Source organism: Neobacillus sp. OS1-32, from assembly GCF_030915425.1.
GTDB lineage: Bacteria > Bacillota > Bacilli > Bacillales > Cytobacillaceae > Neobacillus > Neobacillus paridis.
Genome location: NZ_CP133263.1, coordinates 1385247 through 1403303, shown reverse-complemented (window position 1 = coordinate 1403303; position 18057 = coordinate 1385247). Strand labels below are relative to the sequence as shown.

The 18057-nt window shown below is 43.0% G+C and carries 15 protein-coding genes, 1 pseudogene and 1 other annotated feature; of the genes and pseudogenes, 8 read left to right on the top strand and 8 right to left on the bottom strand.

Annotated features, from left to right (window positions below; all coding sequences use genetic code 11):
• Positions 1-29: 29 nt before the first annotated feature.
• Positions 30-1334, bottom strand: coding sequence for an Nramp family divalent metal transporter (locus tag RCG24_RS07170; protein WP_202654077.1), 1305 nt, complete (start codon positions 1332-1334; stop codon positions 30-32).
• Positions 1335-1554: 220 nt separating this feature from the next.
• On the opposite strand from RCG24_RS07170, the gene selB reads away from it, so the two are divergent.
• The gene (gene selB / locus RCG24_RS07165; protein ID WP_202654078.1) at positions 1555-3435 is read left to right on the top strand and encodes a selenocysteine-specific translation elongation factor; all 1881 of its coding nucleotides are present in this window, start codon (positions 1555-1557) and stop codon (positions 3433-3435) included.
• 48 nt (positions 3436-3483) lie between these two features.
• On the opposite strand, the gene RCG24_RS07160 is transcribed toward selB, so the two are convergent.
• Entirely contained in the window at positions 3484-4968 is a 1485-nt protein-coding gene (locus tag RCG24_RS07160; protein ID WP_308078745.1) for a TerD family protein, read from the bottom strand.
• 193 nt (positions 4969-5161) lie between these two features.
• Here RCG24_RS07160 and RCG24_RS07155 point away from each other — a divergent pair, with 193 nt between their 5' ends.
• Positions 5162-6082 (top strand): S66 peptidase family protein, encoded by a 921-nt coding sequence (locus RCG24_RS07155; protein ID WP_308078744.1) that lies wholly within the window; start codon positions 5162-5164, stop codon positions 6080-6082.
• 56 nt (positions 6083-6138) lie between these two features.
• On the opposite strand, the gene RCG24_RS07150 is transcribed toward RCG24_RS07155, so the two are convergent.
• Positions 6139-9327 (bottom strand): MMPL family transporter, encoded by a 3189-nt coding sequence (locus RCG24_RS07150; protein WP_308078743.1) that lies wholly within the window; start codon positions 9325-9327, stop codon positions 6139-6141.
• Between the two features lie 3 nt (positions 9328-9330).
• The gene (locus RCG24_RS07145; protein WP_202654082.1) at positions 9331-9810 is read right to left on the bottom strand and encodes a MarR family winged helix-turn-helix transcriptional regulator; all 480 of its coding nucleotides are present in this window, start codon (positions 9808-9810) and stop codon (positions 9331-9333) included.
• 204 nt (positions 9811-10014) lie between these two features.
• Positions 10015-10231 (top strand) — a binding site (T-box leader).
• Positions 10232-10322: 91 nt separating this feature from the next.
• Between RCG24_RS07145 and proS the strand changes: the two genes are divergently transcribed.
• Positions 10323-11753, top strand: coding sequence for a proline--tRNA ligase (gene proS, locus RCG24_RS07140; protein ID WP_202654083.1), 1431 nt, complete (start codon positions 10323-10325; stop codon positions 11751-11753).
• Between the two features lie 175 nt (positions 11754-11928).
• Here the strand turns inward: proS and RCG24_RS07135 are convergent.
• Positions 11929-12512, bottom strand: a pseudogene (locus RCG24_RS07135) (YdcF family protein).
• Between the two features lie 171 nt (positions 12513-12683).
• On the opposite strand from RCG24_RS07135, the gene RCG24_RS07130 reads away from it, so the two are divergent.
• From RCG24_RS07130 to RCG24_RS07110, 5 genes are all read left to right on the top strand, one after another.
• The gene (locus tag RCG24_RS07130) at positions 12684-13460 is read left to right on the top strand and encodes an SGNH/GDSL hydrolase family protein (protein ID WP_308078742.1); all 777 of its coding nucleotides are present in this window, start codon (positions 12684-12686) and stop codon (positions 13458-13460) included.
• Positions 13461-13473: 13 nt separating this feature from the next.
• Positions 13474-14388 carry an ABC transporter ATP-binding protein gene (locus RCG24_RS07125; protein WP_308078741.1) on the top strand — a complete coding sequence of 305 codons (915 nt, stop codon included), beginning with the start codon at positions 13474-13476 and terminating at the stop codon, positions 14386-14388.
• Positions 14381-15361 (top strand): ABC transporter permease, encoded by a 981-nt coding sequence (locus tag RCG24_RS07120; RefSeq protein ID WP_308078740.1) that lies wholly within the window; start codon positions 14381-14383, stop codon positions 15359-15361. Before RCG24_RS07125 ends, RCG24_RS07120 begins: the two co-directional genes overlap by 8 nt.
• 132 nt (positions 15362-15493) lie before the next feature.
• Complete coding sequence (locus RCG24_RS07115) at positions 15494-16015, top strand: hypothetical protein (protein WP_308078739.1); 522 nt, start codon at positions 15494-15496, stop codon at positions 16013-16015.
• Between the two features lie 107 nt (positions 16016-16122).
• Entirely contained in the window at positions 16123-16248 is a 126-nt protein-coding gene (locus RCG24_RS07110; RefSeq protein ID WP_308078738.1) for a hypothetical protein, read from the top strand.
• Positions 16249-16297: 49 nt separating this feature from the next.
• Here RCG24_RS07110 and tatA read toward each other — a convergent pair whose 3' ends face one another.
• From tatA to dltC, 3 genes are all read right to left on the bottom strand, one after another.
• Positions 16298-16513 carry a twin-arginine translocase TatA/TatE family subunit gene (gene tatA / locus RCG24_RS07105; protein ID WP_308078737.1) on the bottom strand — a complete coding sequence of 72 codons (216 nt, stop codon included), beginning with the start codon at positions 16511-16513 and terminating at the stop codon, positions 16298-16300.
• Between the two features lie 83 nt (positions 16514-16596).
• Complete coding sequence (gene dltD / locus RCG24_RS07100) at positions 16597-17823, bottom strand: D-alanyl-lipoteichoic acid biosynthesis protein DltD (RefSeq protein WP_308078736.1); 1227 nt, start codon at positions 17821-17823, stop codon at positions 16597-16599.
• On the bottom strand, positions 17820-18056 hold the full coding sequence (gene dltC, locus RCG24_RS07095) for a D-alanine--poly(phosphoribitol) ligase subunit 2 (protein ID WP_308078735.1): 237 nt from the start codon (positions 18054-18056) through the stop codon (positions 17820-17822). Before dltC ends, dltD begins: the two co-directional genes overlap by 4 nt.
• Between the last annotated feature and the right edge of the window lies 1 nt (position 18057).

The window sequence follows — 18057 nt, the reverse complement described above, 5'->3', positions numbered from 1 at the left end:
TTGCGGTTGAGTGCAAAATTTCGGTTTTTTTATCCGATAAATGCCTGGATTACCAGCCAGATATTTAGCCCTAGGATAATGATCGCAAACAGGCTTGAAACGATGGTTGTGATCCGTTTATTCGTTAATACTCCCATCAGTTCCCTTTTTTGGGTAAAGTAAATCAAGGCGATGACAGGGAATGGCAGGACGATGCTAAGGATTACCTGACTGATGACCAGGGTTTGCGTCGGGTCGGCACCGATAGCAACGATAATAATACTCGGCAGCATGGTCACGAGTCGGCGAACCCAAACGGGAATCGCAAAGCCGACAAATCCCTGCATGATCACTTGCCCCGCCATGGTACCGACAACAGAACTGGAAATACCGGAGGCAAGTAAAGAAATCAAGAACACACTGGCTGCGGCCGAACCGAGCAGCGGTGTAAGCGTGTGATAAGCAGTTGTCAGGTCGGCGATATCACTTTTTCCTGATGTATGAAATACGGAAGCCGCCATATACATCATCGCCAAGTTTACAAATCCGGCAAGAAACATGGCAATCAGAATTTCCAGCGAACTGAATTTTTGAATCTTTATTTTTTCCATATCATTGCGAGGAACAATCCGGTTTTGCGTAAGACTTGAATGCAAGTAAATCGCATGAGGCATGACGGTTGCCCCAATGACGCCGACGGCAAGCATGATGCTTTCTTTATTACCAAGCCATGGTACAACGCTGTGATAGGCAATTTGCGCAAAATTCGGTTTTGACAGTACGGTTTCTACTAAATAACATAGGCCAATAATCATCGCAAATGCAGCGATAAATTTTTCTATGGGCCGGAAGCCGTATTTTTCCATAAGCAAAATGAAGTAAGTAACTATTCCAGTGATAATCACCGCATAAAACATCGGGATCCCGGCCAATAAATTTAAAGCCAATGTCGCTCCTAAAAATTCGGCCAGGTCAGTGGCCATGGCTGCAAGTTCTGAGACGATCCACATAATCATCGTCAGCCATTTCGGCAAATACTGGCGGCAAACCTCAGGCAGGTTTTGTCCCGTAGCGATTCCTAATTTTGCCGACATATTTTGTAACAACATGGCCATTAGGTTGGCTAACACAATTACCCAGAGCATTTTATAACCAAAACGAGCACCACTTTGGATGTTTGTGGCAAAATTCCCTGGATCTACGTAAGCAATCGAGGCAATAAATGCCGGCCCGATAAATGGCAGCAAGGCACGGATGCCTGTTACTTTTCCCTCAATGGCATCTCTTGCAGCTAAAACGGTTCGTCGCTCCGAAGCTTGAGCCTTTTTAACAGCCAGTGAATTTGTATGACCCATAAGAAATCATCCTTTCTTTTTTCCTATGCGGATGTTTGTTTCGTCCATCAACAAAAGTTTCCCTAAGGCAAATTTATATTATTATTATAGTTTATTTTTAACAAATTGTGAACATATTTAGCTTGGTGCAGAACCTAATTTTCGTCATCAATTCGTTCGCTTGAACAATTAGCTTATTCGAGCTACAGTAAAGGAGAAGACTGTAAAGAAGGTGGCGGGCTTGGAAAAACGATATTTTACGATCGGAATGGCAGGACATATTGACCATGGCAAAACTTCGCTGACAAAAGCTTTAACAAATATTGATACAGACCGGTTAAAAGAGGAAAAGGAACGGCAAATTTCGATTGAACTCGGATTTGCCCCATTATATGAGGATCAGGAAATTCAAATTTCGGTAATCGATGTCCCGGGTCATGAGCGTTTTATCCGGCAAATGATTGCTGGTGTTGCCGGCATTGATTTAGTCGTTTTAGTCGTTGCAGCTGATGAGGGAGTGATGCCGCAGACAAGAGAGCATTTAGAGATTTTAAAATTTTTAGGAATCAAAAATGGAATTGTGGCGATTACCAAAATTGACCGTGTTGATGAAGACTTTATCGAACTTGTAAGAGACGATATTTTAACGGAACTTACTGGCACGGTCTTTGAGGATGCCCCATTTGTTCTCGTTGACAGCCTATCAAAGAAAGGCATCACCGAGCTAAAAGAATTAATTATTGATACCTTGAAACAGCAGGATATGCGTGATGCCAAAGGGGCATTCCGGCTGCCAATCGACCAGGTGTTTACCGTGAAAGGCCAAGGGACGGTTGTCCGGGGAACGGTCTATGAGGGAACGGTTGAGGAAGGGCAACTGTTAAAAATTATGCCAAAGGGGCTTGAAGTCCGGGCGCGGCAGATTCAAGTGCATCATAAACCGGCCGCAAAAGCCTATGCGGGCCAACGGGCGGCGATTAACCTTTCGGGGGTTTCCAAAGAGGAGCTTGAACGCGGCGATGTGCTTGTTTCCACGGAACATTTTATTGTCACAAAGGTCGTCGATGTGGCCATCCATGTCGTGGATAAGCTGGAGCATTTGATTAAACAAAGGATGCCGATCAAGCTGCATATTGGAACAACAGAAGTCATGGGCCGAATTGTCTTTTTTGACCGCAATGAAGTGAAACAGGAAAATGGTGAAATCTTGTGCCAGCTACGGCTTGATGAAGAGATCCTGGCGAAACGCGGAGACCGATTTATTTTACGCAGACCAAGTCCGCAGGAAACGATTGGCGGCGGCTGGGTGATTGATCCACGGGGAAATAAATATCGCTTTGGCAGTCAAACCATTGAAGATTTGAAAAAGAAACAGGCAGGGTCACCTAAGGAGCGGATTACCGCAGCATTAATGGAAGCAAAAAGCCTGACGCTGTCAGAGCTGCTAAAGCAGACGTCGCTGGATGAAGCGGTATTGAAGGAGCAGCTGAGGGATGAAGAGTTTGTTTTGTACAATGGAAAAGAATATACCCTAACATTATTTATTCGAGAAATTGAAGAGGATTTGATCGATCGTCTGCAAGAGTATCATTTGCAGCACCCGATGAAGGCCGGAGAGAATAAGGCAGAGCTTTTACAAGCCATGCAAAAGAGATACCCAAAGGGATTACTGGACTTTGTCATTGAAAATAGGATTGCTAACCATGTTTTTAACCGAAAAGAGCAATTTGTTTCGTTAGCTGATTTTGTACCTCATGTGCCGAAAAACTGGGCAAAGCGGACCGAGAATCTACTTGCGGAATTGCAAAGGGATCAGTTGAAGACGCGTTCTCTGAAGGATTATTTTTCCTCCGCCGGTATTCCTGACTCTGTGGCTATGGACTTAAAGCGATTTCTTGAGGAACAAGGGCTTATTGTCATGCTGGATGAGCAGGTAGCCTATTATGGAACCGTCTTTCATGAAGCAGTGGAAAAATTAAGAAGTGGTACCGGTTCTGAGTTTGAAGTTGGCGAGGCAAAGGAAGTGCTTGGCCTGTCCCGCAAATATATGATTCCTTTTCTGGAAAAATTGGATGCCTTGGGCTTAACGAAAAGAGTCGAAAATCAACGGGTGTGGAAGTAATCAAAGCCCCGATTCCTAAAAACATGGGGATCGAGGGCTTTCTCATTTTTAGGATAAGAACTCCGCCGGGTTTAAACCGAGTTCGTGACAAATCTCTACGACCGTTTGCTTTTCATTGTGGTCAAAGTTCCCATCCGCGTAACCGATGGCGATGCAGTAACGGGCAACCAAGCGGGCCACTTCCGGTTTTGTTCTCATTTTTCCAAGGGCACGAAAAGCCTCAGCGCGGCCGATCACGCGGTCATTTTCGAGACGCGAAACAAAAAGATTGAAGCGTTGAATGACCTTCGTTGTTTCAAAAACGCGTAATTCTTCGCTTTGGTGGACAAATTCAACCATCTTTTGCCGTTCGGAAGTGTCCAAATAGCCATCAGCCATCGCCACCAAGGCACAAGCGGCTACAACAGCATCCAGTACATCCTGGCTTTTATAGCGGTTAAATAATTCTTGTGCTTTCCTTTTTTGATTATTGGCCCATTCGGCATAATCTGTCTGCGAGGGAGACCAGGTGCTACCGCAGTTATTACAGGTAAACTTTAGTTGATTGTGTCCGATGAAACCACCAAGTAGGCCAACCGGACCGAGAATCAAGCCGCCGATCGCTGCTTTGCCCAGTCCAAAGCCCTTCTTTCCGGTTCGAACATTGGAAGAATGGCAGCGGGGGCAAATAATATCGTCTCCACCATATGTACGATAGGCGTTTGCGGCAGGAGTGGGAACCGTTGAAGATGTCGGGTACCCATAGGACGGCTGCTGATATAAAGGCTCCGGTTGAGGGTGTATGGGCTGCTGATAGGCAGGCTGGTTAACTTGGCTTTGCCGGTAAGGATCATAACGAGTCTGGGATGGCTGATAAGAATGAAAGGAATTGCCATGTTGCGGCCAGGAAGAATGACTCGTATGGTTTTGTTGGTTACCGGGCTGCTGAGTGGATGGTGTTGATGAAGAGACAACCGGTGAATCATCCACGGTAACTCCAAAGTTTCGGCATAGTGCTGCTAATCCACCCTGAAATCCACTGCCAATCGCATTAAATTTCCAATCGCCGTTATAGCGGTATATTTCCGCAGCGACGATGGCCGTTTCCACCGTAAAATCCATCCCCAAATTGTAGCGTAAGAGCTCCTCATTGGTTTGTTCGTTAAAAATTCGCACATAGGAATCGGCTACTTGTCCAAAATTTTGCCGCTTTGCCTGGGCATCATGAATCGTAATCGTAAAGGCGATCCGCTGGATATGGGCCGGTACCCGAACTAAATCAATTCGGATTTGTTCCGCATCTTGTACTCCAGAGCCCGTGCGATTATCTCCACTATATAGGATCGACCCATTACCCCCTGATGGATTATTGTAAAAAACAAAGTCCTGATCGCTGTGAACCTTGCTGTTTGAAGCCAATAAAAAAGCAGAGGCATCCAAATCGTAATTTGATCCAAGATTGCTGTTCCAGCCAAGCCCGACTACTACATTTTGCAGACCTGGATGAGCTTTTGTCAGGTCAACCTTTTGCCCCTTACTGAGTGTTACGCCCAATAATTTCCTCTCCTTTCGAGATATCATTTACAGTCTTAACAATGAGAAATTGTTCTTTATATATGTACGGTAGTAAAGGGAAAAAGTTTCACTTAATTCGATGGTAATTTAAATATTTCGGATAATTCAATTGTTTAAAAAAATGCATGGCAATGCTGAGTCTAATCATAATGTAGAAGAAGGGGGGAGGAACATGGCATACATGAAACCATTTCAGTTAAAACAAGGTGATACAGTCGGTGTGGTCGCACCGGCAAGTCCGCCAAATTTAGAAAACCTGAGACGAGGAATTCAGTTTTTAACCAAGCTGGGGTTAACGGTTAAAGTGGGGAAGAATGTTGCCCAAAGAAATGGCTATTTGGCCGGGAGCGATCAAGAGCGGCTGGAGGATCTGCACCAGATGTTTTTGGATAAAGAAGTCAAAGCGATTATTTGTGCTTGTGGAGGTTATGGTACCGCAAGAATTGCCGCAAAGATTGATTATAAAATGATTCAAAATAACCCGAAAATCTTTTGGGGGTACAGTGATATTACCTTTTTACATACTGCCCTCAGGCAGGAGGCGGGACTTGTCACCTTCCATGGGCCGATGCTGGGGTCGGATATTGGAAGAGAAGATACCCATCCATTATCAAAGGTTAGTTTTTTTCAATTATTTCAGCCGCTGCCGTTGTCTTATACCGAGGAACTATCGCCGTTAGAAGTATTGGTGAATGGGACGGCTAGTGGTCCGCTTGTTGGTGGGAATTTATCCCTGCTAGTGAGCACGCTTGGAACCCGATTTGAAATTGATACGAAAGATAAACTGTTATTTATCGAAGAGGTAAATGAAGAACCGCGGGTGATTGATAGGATGTTGAATCAATTGTACATGGCTGGAAAGCTTTCGGCAGCCGCAGGAATACTAATCGGTGATTTTCATGAATGTCTTCCGAGAAATTTATCGTTAACATTGGATGAGGTGATCGACCATTATCTCAAGCTGGCCAAGAAACCGGCAATCAAGGGCTTGCAAATTGGCCATTGCAATCCACATATTGCTATTCCATTGGGTGCTCAGGCGACGCTTGACACAGTTGAAAAAAGCATAATCATCGAGCCTGGAATCAAATAAAGGTCTTTATATCATAAAGAAAGCACACTGAATTGAGAATCCAGTGTGCTCGTATATTATTCAGCATGGTCTGTAGTATATGGATTTTTCTTAAAAGGCCACCAGTTCGCTTCGCCGAAGATCCGCACCATGACGGGTACGAATAAGGGAAGGACGACGAGGGCGTATAGGGCCAGACCAATTAATAGAATCGTAGCAATTTCAAGCAATGATAGAACGCCCGATGGCATCATGGCGGCAAATGTACCGCCTAAGATCACCGCTGCCGAAATAATAACGGTTCCCATCTTCTTCATCGATTCCAAAATTGCTTCTCGAACCGGCAGATGCTGATACTCGTTAAATCGGTCCATCAAGAAAATACTGTAGTCAATGCCGAGTGCAATTAAAATAACGAAGGCAAAAAATGGAACGGCCCAGCTTATTCCTGTGTAGCCCAACCAGTTGATAAAGATCATTTCCGCAATAGACATTGAAGTATAGTAGGTTAGGATCAACGAACCGATTAAATAAAGCGGCATGATAAACGAACGGAGCAGGATAGCCAGGATCAAGGCAATTCCTGTAAGCATTAATACCACAGTTCGTGAGTAATCTCCCTCAGAAATTGTTCCCAGGTCATTGTTCATACTGGAGACGCCGCCAACGGCGACTTTCGCATTCTCCAGTTTCGTATTTTTTACCACTCGTTTTACCGTATCCTTAATTTCCGGTATTCGGTCAATTGTTTCATTGGAATAAGGATTTTTATTAAAGACAATATCTATGGTCATCACTTTCCGGTCTTTCGACAGGTAGGTATCAAGAACCTTGGCAAAATCTTTGCTGTCCAAGACATCCTGCGGAATGTAAAAACCATTCTGTTTTTGCTTTGAAACCGTAGAAAGATAGTCTTGGGCAGAATTGAGTCCTTTGGACACCTTGTTTAAACCATCGGCACTTTGCGTCAAACCATCAGAAAGCTGGGTAATTTGCCCGCCCATCGTTTGAAAACCGGTCAGTACCTGCTGTTGGCCATTTTTCAGACCATCCAAGCCATTGGAGAACTGCGGTAGCTTAGAAACGATTTGTCCCTGGCCGTTTTCCATTTTATTCATACCCTGCTCGAGCTGCTTCATACCGCTTATCAGCTGTTTCATCCCGTTGATCAATTGTTTCTGTCCGGCAATGGCCTTTGCAAAATTAGTATTGGCAACACCGAGTCCGTCCTGTGCCCCCTGCAATCCGGCGTTTAATTGTAGCAGTCCATCGGCTAACGCTTTGGTCCCAGCAACCGCACCAGGGGAATCGGGAATTCCAGGCACACCTTTTACCCCTTGGAGGGTCATTTTAATAGCTTGATAGTCTGGATTAGCTAAAAGTTGCGGATTAGTCTTTTTAAGCGTTTCTTCAAATCTGGCGAAATGTGGATCTAACGCTGCTAAGCTTTGATGTAACAGAGTCAGGTTTTTGGCCACATCATCGTAATGGCCTTTTAAACTGCTTAGGCCTTTTCCTGCTTTTTCGTAGCCTGATAACAGTTGTTGATATCCAGCCAACAGTTTCTCGGATTGGGCGGTAATTTCTTCTAAACCTTTGCGGGCATCACGTGCTCCGAGTGAGCCGTCTTTCAGACCTTTGGCAATCTGGCTTAAGCCCGTTTGGATTGAATCCATTCCCGTTTTCAGGTCGGAGGTACCTTTGATTAATTTATTGATACCATTGGTGGCCTCTTCCATTTTTGGCTGATTGGCTGTCATTTGGTCTCCGGCCTTTGTAAGTCCGTCACTGATTTTTTTAATCCCGTCATTGCCTTTGCCTATGCCATCGCCAACCGTACCAATTTGTTTAGACAGATAGAAATCATCAATCGGCTTTCCGGTTGGCATCGTCACAGAGCGGACGGCTTTAACATCCTCGACTTTTTTTAATTCTTGGCTGATTTTCTCAGTCAAAGCAATATACTCGGATGTATTCAGTTGATCGTCGTTCTTAATGACAACCTGGGTCGGCATCGATTCCCCTGGACCAAATGAATCCGCGATGATATCAAAGCCTTTAATGGATCCATATTTATCGCTGATTTCTTCAAGCGAGTTAAAAGATAGCTGGTCTCTGTAAGTAAATAAGGACGGTACGGCAATAATCGCGACGATGATAAAGGCGATTAATGGACGTTTCAGCGAAAAACTTCCCATGTTGCCCCAAAGCTTGCTGTCGCTATGCTCGATTTTTCCTTTTGACGGCCAAAACAGCTTTTTACCAAGCACGGCCATGAAAAAGGGAACAATCGTGCCAAGAGCGAGCAAAAGAATGGCCACCCCTACAGCAACGGCTGCGGCAGATTTGTAAAGCTGGAAGGTTGAGAGTCCAATCGAGGCAAAGCCAATTAATACGGCAATACCGCTGAAGATTACCGTTTTACCGGCAGTGCGATAAGTAGCGACAATCGCCTCGGTTACATCATCTTTTTGCGCCAATTCCTCTTTAAAACGGCTCAGCAATAATATGCAGTAGTCCGTGCCAATACCGAAGAGGACGGCCACCAAGAAAATCTGGGTAAAGGTTGACAATGGAAAATCAATTTTGTCTACTAATATCGCGACAATTGATTGGGCAGTGAGATAGCTAAAGCCGACAGTAATTAACGGAATCAGCGGCGCTATCGCTGATCTAAATACAAGTAAAAGCACTGCAAGGATGAAAACGACCGTTATTCCTTCTGTTTTTTTCAAGCCTTCTTGGGAATTGGTGACAAGATCCTCGCCAATCACCCAGTTGCCCGTATAATAGTGGTCCAATTTGACGTTATCAATGGCTTTATAAAGATCTGTCGAAATCTCTTTTCCATCCCGTCCATTTGGGGTCACTTTTAAGGACACGAGAATGGTTTTGCCGTCTTTTGAAACCAGTTGATTCTTCAGTTTTTTTTGCTTAAAGTGAGTAACCAAGTCGGTAATGCCAAGCTTCTCTTTGTGCTGCTCAAGCTTGTTGATCGCCTGTTCGGCAGCATCAAAATCTTCCTTTGTTAATCTTTTATCGCTATGGAAGACGAGTGCCGTTTGTAAATCTGTGCCTCGATTTTCATTTGATTGAACATCTTTAAGAATTTGTGCTGCTTGGGTGGAAGAATATCCCTTCGGTACCGTAATTTGTCCCTTTTCACGAACAAGGTTTTCCATATTTGGCGCCACCATGAAAAGGCCGACAATGATGGCTATCCAGGCGATTAAAATGACCCATTTTCCTTTAATGATCGCACGCAATTTTTATTCCCCCAGTTCTTCCTTTTTCTTGTTGTTTAAGACTTTCGCCAGTTTTTCATATGTGTTGATAAAGGCCTTAATTTCCGGTTCTTCAAATTGGGTAATAATCGATTCAACCAAGAGGTGAATTTTTTCCTGCGCCTTTTGGTAGAGTTCCTTACCTTCTGGAGTCAAGGTTAAATAGACCACTCGGCGGTCGTTTAGATCGCGGGTTCGTTCAATTAACCCCTTGTCTGCCATCCGGTTGACAATGGCCGTGATGGCACTTTTATTTACCTCAAAAACATCAGCCAATTCCGTTGGGGTGCAGCTTTCTGATTGATCAATATACCTTAATATGTAATGCTGGTCATTGGTTAAATCATTGCCAATCTGTTCCTTAATTAAAGACTCAGCTTTCTTATGCACCTGAAAGGATATGGTTACATAACGGTTAATTAATTCCTGTATTAAGCTATCCTGCAAATTTTTATTCACCACCATTTTTTAAAAAAATAGTTAAGTTGTTGAACTATTCACGTGTTTAACTATATAACGGTTTAAGGAAAGGTGTCAAATAGAAAAGCTGTCGAAAAAAGGCGAGCGCAACATAACTCAATCCATTGCATTTTAGCAGGAAATGAAAATTATTCCACGATGGAATTGACTTTTTCGATTGGGAAATATATAATTTTTTCGAAATACATAGTCGAAACAATGACGGGGACTAGTAAAATGTGGCAGTCTTACCAAGAGAGGAGACCGGTGGTGCGAGGTTTCTTAAGACGGACATTTGAACCTGCCTCACGAGTTCTGTATCGGATCGACCTGAAGATACAAGCGGATCAATTCCGTTATCATGGAAAGAGTACAAAGCAGCTGCTTTGTAAATGTAGGGTGGTACCGCCAGGCCTTGGTCCCTTTTTGAGGATCAAGGTCTTTTTATCTTTAAAAAAATGCGGAAACGCACGTTTAACGGTGTTGAAGCTGAAAAATAAATAAAATGAGGTGTAATAATGGCAAAGGAATTTGTAAAAGACGTAACCAGCATGGATGAAGATTTCGCCCAGTGGTATACAGACGTGGTCACCAAAGCAGATCTAATCGATTACTCTAGTGTGCGCGGTTCAATGATTCTCCGCCCGTACGGTTTTGCCTTATGGGACAATATTAAAAACGAACTGGACCGCCGGATTAAGGAAACAGGGCATGAGAATGTGTATATGCCTTTGTTTATTCCCGAGAGCCTGTTGCAAAAAGAGAAAGATCACGTTGAAGGCTTCGCTCCTGAAGTTGCCTGGGTGACACATGGCGGTTCTGAAGAACTTACAGAGAGACTGGTCGTTCGGCCAACCTCAGAGGTGCTTTTCTGTGAGCATTATAAACATATCATTCATTCTTATCGTGACTTGCCAAAGCTTTATAATCAATGGGCTAACGTGGTTCGCTGGGAAAAAACAACCCGTCCATTCTTACGGACATTAGAATTCTTATGGCAGGAAGGGCATACTGCCCACGCCACTGACGAAGATGCGATGGAAGAAACAATTAGAATGCTGAATGTGTATGCTGATGTTTTGGAAAACGTTCTGGCTATCCCGGTTGTAAAAGGGCAAAAGACCGAAAAAGAAAAATTTGCTGGGGCAAAAGCAACCTTTACCGTTGAAAGCTTAATGCATGACGGCAAAGCATTGCAATCCGGGACCTCACACCATTTTGGCACAGGCTTTGCCAAAGCATTTGGAATTCAGTACCTTGATAAGGACGGTAAACAGCAGTATGTCCATCAAACCTCATGGGGCTTTACCACTAGGGTAATCGGGGCCTTGATCATGGTTCACGGCGATGACCGCGGTCTTGTGATTCCACCAAAAGCAGCACCAACTCAGGTAATGATCGTGCCAATCGCGCAGCATAAAGAAGGCGTGTTGGATTTTGCCTACGAGTTGAAGGATTCCTTAGCCAAAATTGCCCGCGTAGGTATTGATGCCAGCGACAAAAAACCAGGCTGGAAATTCAATGAATATGAAATGAAGGGTATCCCGGTGCGTCTGGAAGTGGGGCCAAAGGACATTGAAAATAACCAAGTGGTGTTAGTAAGAAGAGATACATTGGAAAAAGTAGTGGTGCCAATTGATCAATTAGAAACGAAGCTGGCGGAGTTATTGGAAGACATCCAGTCCAACCTTTATAATAAAGCCTTAAAACATCGCGAAGAACGAACTTCGGTTGCGACAACTTTGGCTGAATTAAATGAAATCCTAGAAACCAAACCAGGTTTTATAAAAGCAATGTGGTGCGGTGATCTCGCCTGCGAGGAAAAAATCAAAGAAGAAACCGGTGCGACCTCCCGCTGTATCCCATTTGAACAAGAACACCTGTCCGACAAATGTGTCTGCTGCGGCAAAGAAGCAAAACAGATGGTTTATTGGGCGAAAGCATATTAATTGGCAAGGCTCTTCCAAGAAGGGAAGAGCCTTTTCAATTTAAAACTCGATTCTCTTTTTGCGAGAATAATCTGTAAGGTTTAGCACTTTATACAATATATCTGCAACTTTCAGCGGGACATCTGCAGTTTTTTAAATATATCTCAACTTTCCGGGGAATAAATTAGTCGTGCTGTTAAAAAATATACTTTATTAAATAGTATTTCGTAATCGCCAAATACTCCCGGCTATAGGATTTCACCACTGCCATCGAAGGTGTTTCAGCAGGGAGACCTTGGACTGCAAGCCCTTGATCATGTGCAATGGAAAGGGCACGGTACATGTGAAAATTATTTGAAACAATCAGGCCGAGCTTCGCGCTTGAAGGAATTAGTTTCTTCGAAAAGCGAATATTTTCATAGGTATCAGTGGAGCGGTCCTCCAAAATAATTCTCGACTCATTGATTCCCTTAGCAACTAATTCGCGCTTAATTGATTCAGCTTCTGAAATATCTTCCCCGGGACCTTTCCCCCCGAAGCAATGACAATCGTCCCCGTATTTTTCCGTAAATAGCTGGCAGCGGCGTCGATTCTCGCAGCTAAGGCCAGTGAAGGATCCGTTCCTTTCACCCTTGCCCCCAAGACAATTAAATAATCGGCGTTTTTGGGAGCATCCATTCTGCTGAATTGACTAATTTTATATTGGAGGAAGCCTACATACACTCCTCCTAATACCACCAGGACTGCAACCATAATCATGATTCTTTTCCTTTTTTTCATTTATTTTCTCATTTCCTGTCCATTGTTTTTCTCAGCTTGATAATACCATAATTTACTAGAAAATGTTAAACATTTCAGGAGTTTATTTATTTTTGTAATCGTCAAAAGTTTGAATCCGAACCTATTTGTGATTAAATAAAAGTTAGAAAAAGCAAGAAGGGATTGAGCTTTTTGAGTAAGAATGTGATCCGTTTCATTACGATTATCGCGGTTTTCTTCTGTCTGCTTTGGGCTGTGGGGCTCGGCTGGGCCGTAAAGGAATATTATGCCGGAAAACCGGATCAGGCACCACAGCGAACGAAAGTAGTCACAAAGACGGAAAACCAGAAGGGTTTAACGATTGTGGCCTTGGGTGATTCATTGACAAGAGGAACCGGCGATGAGACGGGTAAGGGATATGTTGGGGATTTAGTGGATGAAATCAAGCAAAAAACAAAGCGCCCGGTCCAGCTGACAAACCTCGGGATTAATGGTCAAAGGTCAGACCAGTTGAAAAAACAAGTCCAGCAAATGGAGGTCCAGCGGCAGCTCGAAAAAGCAGACGTTATTTTGCTGACCATTGGCGGGAACGATTTGTTCCGGGGCGGACAAGGGTTAATTGATTTTCAAAGCGGCGATATTGCTGCGATTGAAAAAAAATACCTCAATAATTTAAAATTTATTTTTCAACAAATTCGCAAGAACAACGACCATGCCAACGTGTTTTTTATTGGCTTATACAATCCGTTTAGCGAAATGGACCAAGGGAAAGAAATGTCGAAGGTGATCCGCCACTGGAATTATGACAGTGCCGAGGTAAGTGCGGCGTTTCCGAAAATTGTCTTTGTTCCAACCTTCGATTTATTTGAATTGAAGGTAAATGACTATTTGTATTCCGATAAATTTCATCCCAATACAAAAGGGTACTGGCTGATCGCAGAACGTGTTGCTTCATTGCTTACCTGGTAAGGAGATAGGATTGATGGAAAAAAATATTACATTATCCGTGAAAAATTTAAGAAAAGTAATCGGGAGAAAAGAAATTATTAAAGGGTTAACCTTTGATTTGCGGGAAGGTGAGGTGTTTGGCTTTCTTGGTCCTAATGGTGCCGGGAAAACAACAACAATCCGGATGCTAGTTGGCTTAATCAAACCGACATCGGGCAGTATTCATATATGCGGCTATAATTTAGAAGAAAACTTTCAAGCTGCTTTAAAGAACCTTGGCTGTATCGTGGAAAATCCGGAATTGTATCCCTTTCTTTCAGGCTATCATAATCTGCTCCATTTTGCCCGCATGTTAGATGGCGTTGGTGATGAACGGATTAAAGAAGTCACCGAACTGGTCGGATTAACAGAAAGAATTCATGATAAAGTAAAAACCTATTCACTGGGAATGAGGCAGCGGCTTGGCATTGCCCAGGCCCTGTTAGGAAACCCGAAAGTGCTCATCCTGGATGAACCGACAAATGGATTGGATCCGGCCGGAATTCGCGAAATGCGGGAATTTATCCGCTTTCTTGCGGAACATGAGGGTTTAAGCGTTCTTGTATCCAGCCATTTGTTGAGTGAAATTCAGCTTTTATGCGATCGGGTAGCAATTATTGCAAAGGGGATAATTATTCGCACCGATACAGTTCTAAGGTTATTGTCAAATCGGGAAAAAATGGTTTGGCGACTCGAGCCGTATGAAACAGGAAAACAAATTTTACAGGCTCTTACAAAAATAGAGGAAAAAGACGATGGAACCATCTGGACGGAGTATAACGAGGAAAAGATACCGGAATGGAACAAGCAGCTGGTTGACTCAGGTGTTTCCGTGTTGGAGATGAATCGAAAAATGCCGGTGCTGGAAGATCTGTTCCTCGAACTGACCGGGGGTGAAACCATTGAATAAATTGATTCAAAATGAAATGATGAAGCTGGTTGCCAAGAAACGGTTGCTGGTGATCGCTCTCATAATTGGCGTTCTGGTTATCTTATTTACTTATGCACAATACAAACAAGTGCAAACGCAAAGGGAAAAATTGGGGACAAGCGATTGGCGCACGATCCTGCAACAACAAATCGTTGATACAACCAATCGGCTCTCCAGTAGCAGAATTTCCGACGAATGGAAAAAACAGCTGCAAATTTCGCTCCAGCAGCAACAATATTATTTGGACCATGACATCAATCCTGCGGAGCCGGGAGCGCCGACTTTCATGCGCATTTTTCTTGAAAACTCAATTGATTTGTTTATTCCGTTAATGGTTATGGTGATTGCCAGCGATCTGGTCTCCTCAGAGCATAGCCTTGGTACGGTTAAACTTCTGTTGACAAGACCGGTTAAAAGGTGGAAGGTGCTATTGAGTAAATACATAACTCTCTGTCTGGCGGTATCCCTCATCATTGCCATTGCCGGCTTTTTATCCTATGCGATCTCCGGGGTCGTTTTTGGATACAAAGGCTGGGGGGCGCCGATCTTAACGGGGTTTAATGTGACGGATCAAGGGTTAAATACGTCCCAGGTCAAATTATTGAGTTTGTGGAAGTTTTTGCTAATGGATTTTGGACTTGTCTGGTTTGTGGCCATTGTCGTCGGGACTTTATCATTCATGCTGTCGGTGCTGATTCGCAGTACGGCGGCAGGCATGGGGGTTATGTTAGCTGCTCTGATTTCAGGGGCAATTCTCAATAATATGATTTCCTCTTGGGAATCAGCGAAATATTTTTTTATGGTCAACTTAAGATTAACGGATTATCTGAAAGGAACAGCCCCGCCGATTGAAGGAATGACCCTCTCCTTTTCGCTGCTCGTGCTGCTCGTTTGGTGGCTGGCAGCGCTAAGTGTTTCTTTCATTGTGTTTACTAAAAAAGATGTGTATTAGAAAAGATCCTGTTAGAGGGTCTTTTTTTGATGGAAAAAATTTTTTCCCAAAATAGGAAATTTTTTTAATGAACTGGGCATGATAATTTCTTGTGAAGAAACAAAAATATCCAAAACAATGGAAGGTGAAAGAATGAAATTAAAAGCATTATTTCTAACGGTTGGATTGATCTTTGCAGCCCAAGGATTTGCCGAAGCACATGGGACGGTGCCTGACACCAATGGCAATCATCATCAAAAAATGCATGATGATTGGCATGCAAAAATGCTTGAACGGGAACAACTGCTGATGTCTTGGGTTGATCAGTACACTCCGGAAAAAAAGGCGGAGTGGGAGAAAGTGCTGGAAGAAAAGAAACAGCTTCGCGGTCAGTGGATGAGTCCAAAAAATGCCGAAAAACGCGAGCGGTGGAAAAAGGGAAGAATGGCAAAAATGCAGGAATTGAAGAAGCAATTGGAGCAAGGGAAGATTACCAAGGAAGAGTTTATCAAAGAAATGCATGGGACTAAGGGCATGGCCCATTGGAAATCTTTCCAGAGTCTCCAAGTAGCGGTCGAAAATAAGGATAGCAAGCAGGCAAAAGCGATCCTGAATCAGCTATTGGCTCATTACAAAGCTCATAACGCCAAGATGAAAGAGAAGCTGGCAGAGTAAGAACCCAATGAGAAAGGTCAATTACTTGAAAGATTGGCCTTTTTTAATCTTAACTATTTGTAAAAAGCTGATCTTCGGGGAAGAGTAAGGATGAGGAGGTTTGATAAATGAATCGAAGACATTTGATGATGACGACAGTCGCCTTAGGCGCTGCCTATTTACTCCGCAATGATAAATCACGGAAAAAATTAATGAACCAATTTCAATCAATGGCAGCGAAAACAAGAAAATAATAATAAATAAAACATCCCCGAAAACGAATTCTGGGATGTTTTTACATGTTTATTTTTTTTCATTAATGGATTCCTTTTTTGCCACTTGGATATCATTCTTTAGTTCCGCTTTAATGTCATCGGTAATTCCATCGGTTGCACGTTTAAATTCGCGCAGTGACTTGCCAAATGCTTTACCGATTTCCGGCAATTTGTTTGGGCCAAAGATGATTAATGCAAGGACTAGAATTAATATTAAACCTGGAACGCCGATATTGGAAAGCATGATTCCATCTCCTCTTTATATCATTCGAGTATATTATAATCCTTCTGCCAATATTATTCTACTATGTTTAGAAAATCGAATGGTTATAAATGAATGGCTTTTTTTACCTCTTTTTCCGTTCCGATATCAAGCTCCAATTTTTTTCCTTCATAGAAGTCTTGGATTGCCTTATCGGTGTAGACCCAGCCTTTCCAGCCAATATGAATCGTGTCTTTCATGAAGTAAGGATCATACTCATGATTTGAAAAGTCTGCAATGGGAAAGCCGGCGGCCTCAACTTGTTTTTTGATCCGTTTGTAATATACTGTGCGGCCTTTTTTAGGGAATCCAGTATAGTCATACCATTTTCCGTTTACTGGAATAGAGATAAACAATGGTTTTGCTCCGGATTCCTTCAGAAGATCCAGCAACATTTGAAAATCTTGGTATTCAATCGACCTTCCGTACGAAGCGCCTACTTTTTTATTCTTTAATAAAGGCACCATTTTTTGTATTTTTTTATATTGACTATTCGTTACGTAAAAATGATTATTCGTCGCTCTTTTTTTACCATAATGGTTGGCCTGTGCAACTAATTGTTCCCACGTTTTATTTTTAACCTTTGGACTGATAATCCTTTTATGTGGGTGGCCCCCCTTCATCGTATAATAAAGGTCTTTCTTGTGGAAAATTTCCCGATAGAGGAGGGCGATCGGGCGAACAAAGGCCGCTTTTCTTTTTGTCCAAGGATTTTTTGAAATCTCCGCTTTATACATTGTTGATAAGATCGGGTCTTTTTTAATTGGCGAGTACGTTAACAGCCGCTTGATCGCCTCTTTTTTTAGTTTCGGGTCAATTGTTTTGTTAAACGCTAAATCATAGGCTTGCAACGATGAGTAATTAGGGACAAAATGGGATTCATTTGTCCCTTTTGGCTGGAACCATTGCGGCGATATAATAAAAACAATCTTTTTCCCATTCAGCTGTTTAGTATGTTCAGCAAAATTCAAAAAGTGCGTAATGGAAGTCGTTCCTCCCCGGCCAATAAGAAACGGGGTAAACGGTGCCCCTGTTTCCTGAAAATAATTAGATGGGTGGAAGGGGTCCATCCTTGCAAGTTCCGAGGAGCCATAAACCGGCAAATAGTGCTTGGCCCCAAGCATTTTATCTTGAACATATTTGCCTTGAAACATAAAAGGGTTTAATTCGGTTGCAGCATCCGAAACCCTGTTGTTTGGAATCATACGCTCAACCCATTGACTTGGAATGGCAACCAAAATAACCAAAATCAGAAAAGCTGCAATCAAGGGTGAGAATACTGCCTTTTTCATCTTAAATCAGCCAGCTGCATCGCGATATTATTTGGCGTGTTCCACTTGTCACGATCGAATTCAGTAATCGGAACAAGGAGACCAAAACGATCTTCCACTTGGACAAGAAATTCGACAGTTCCAAATGAGTCCAGTAAACCGGCTTCAAATAAATCGATATCCGGATTTTCCTTTATCACATCATCCTGACAAATTTCCGCTAATAGTGAAATCACTTCATTTTTAAAATCCATT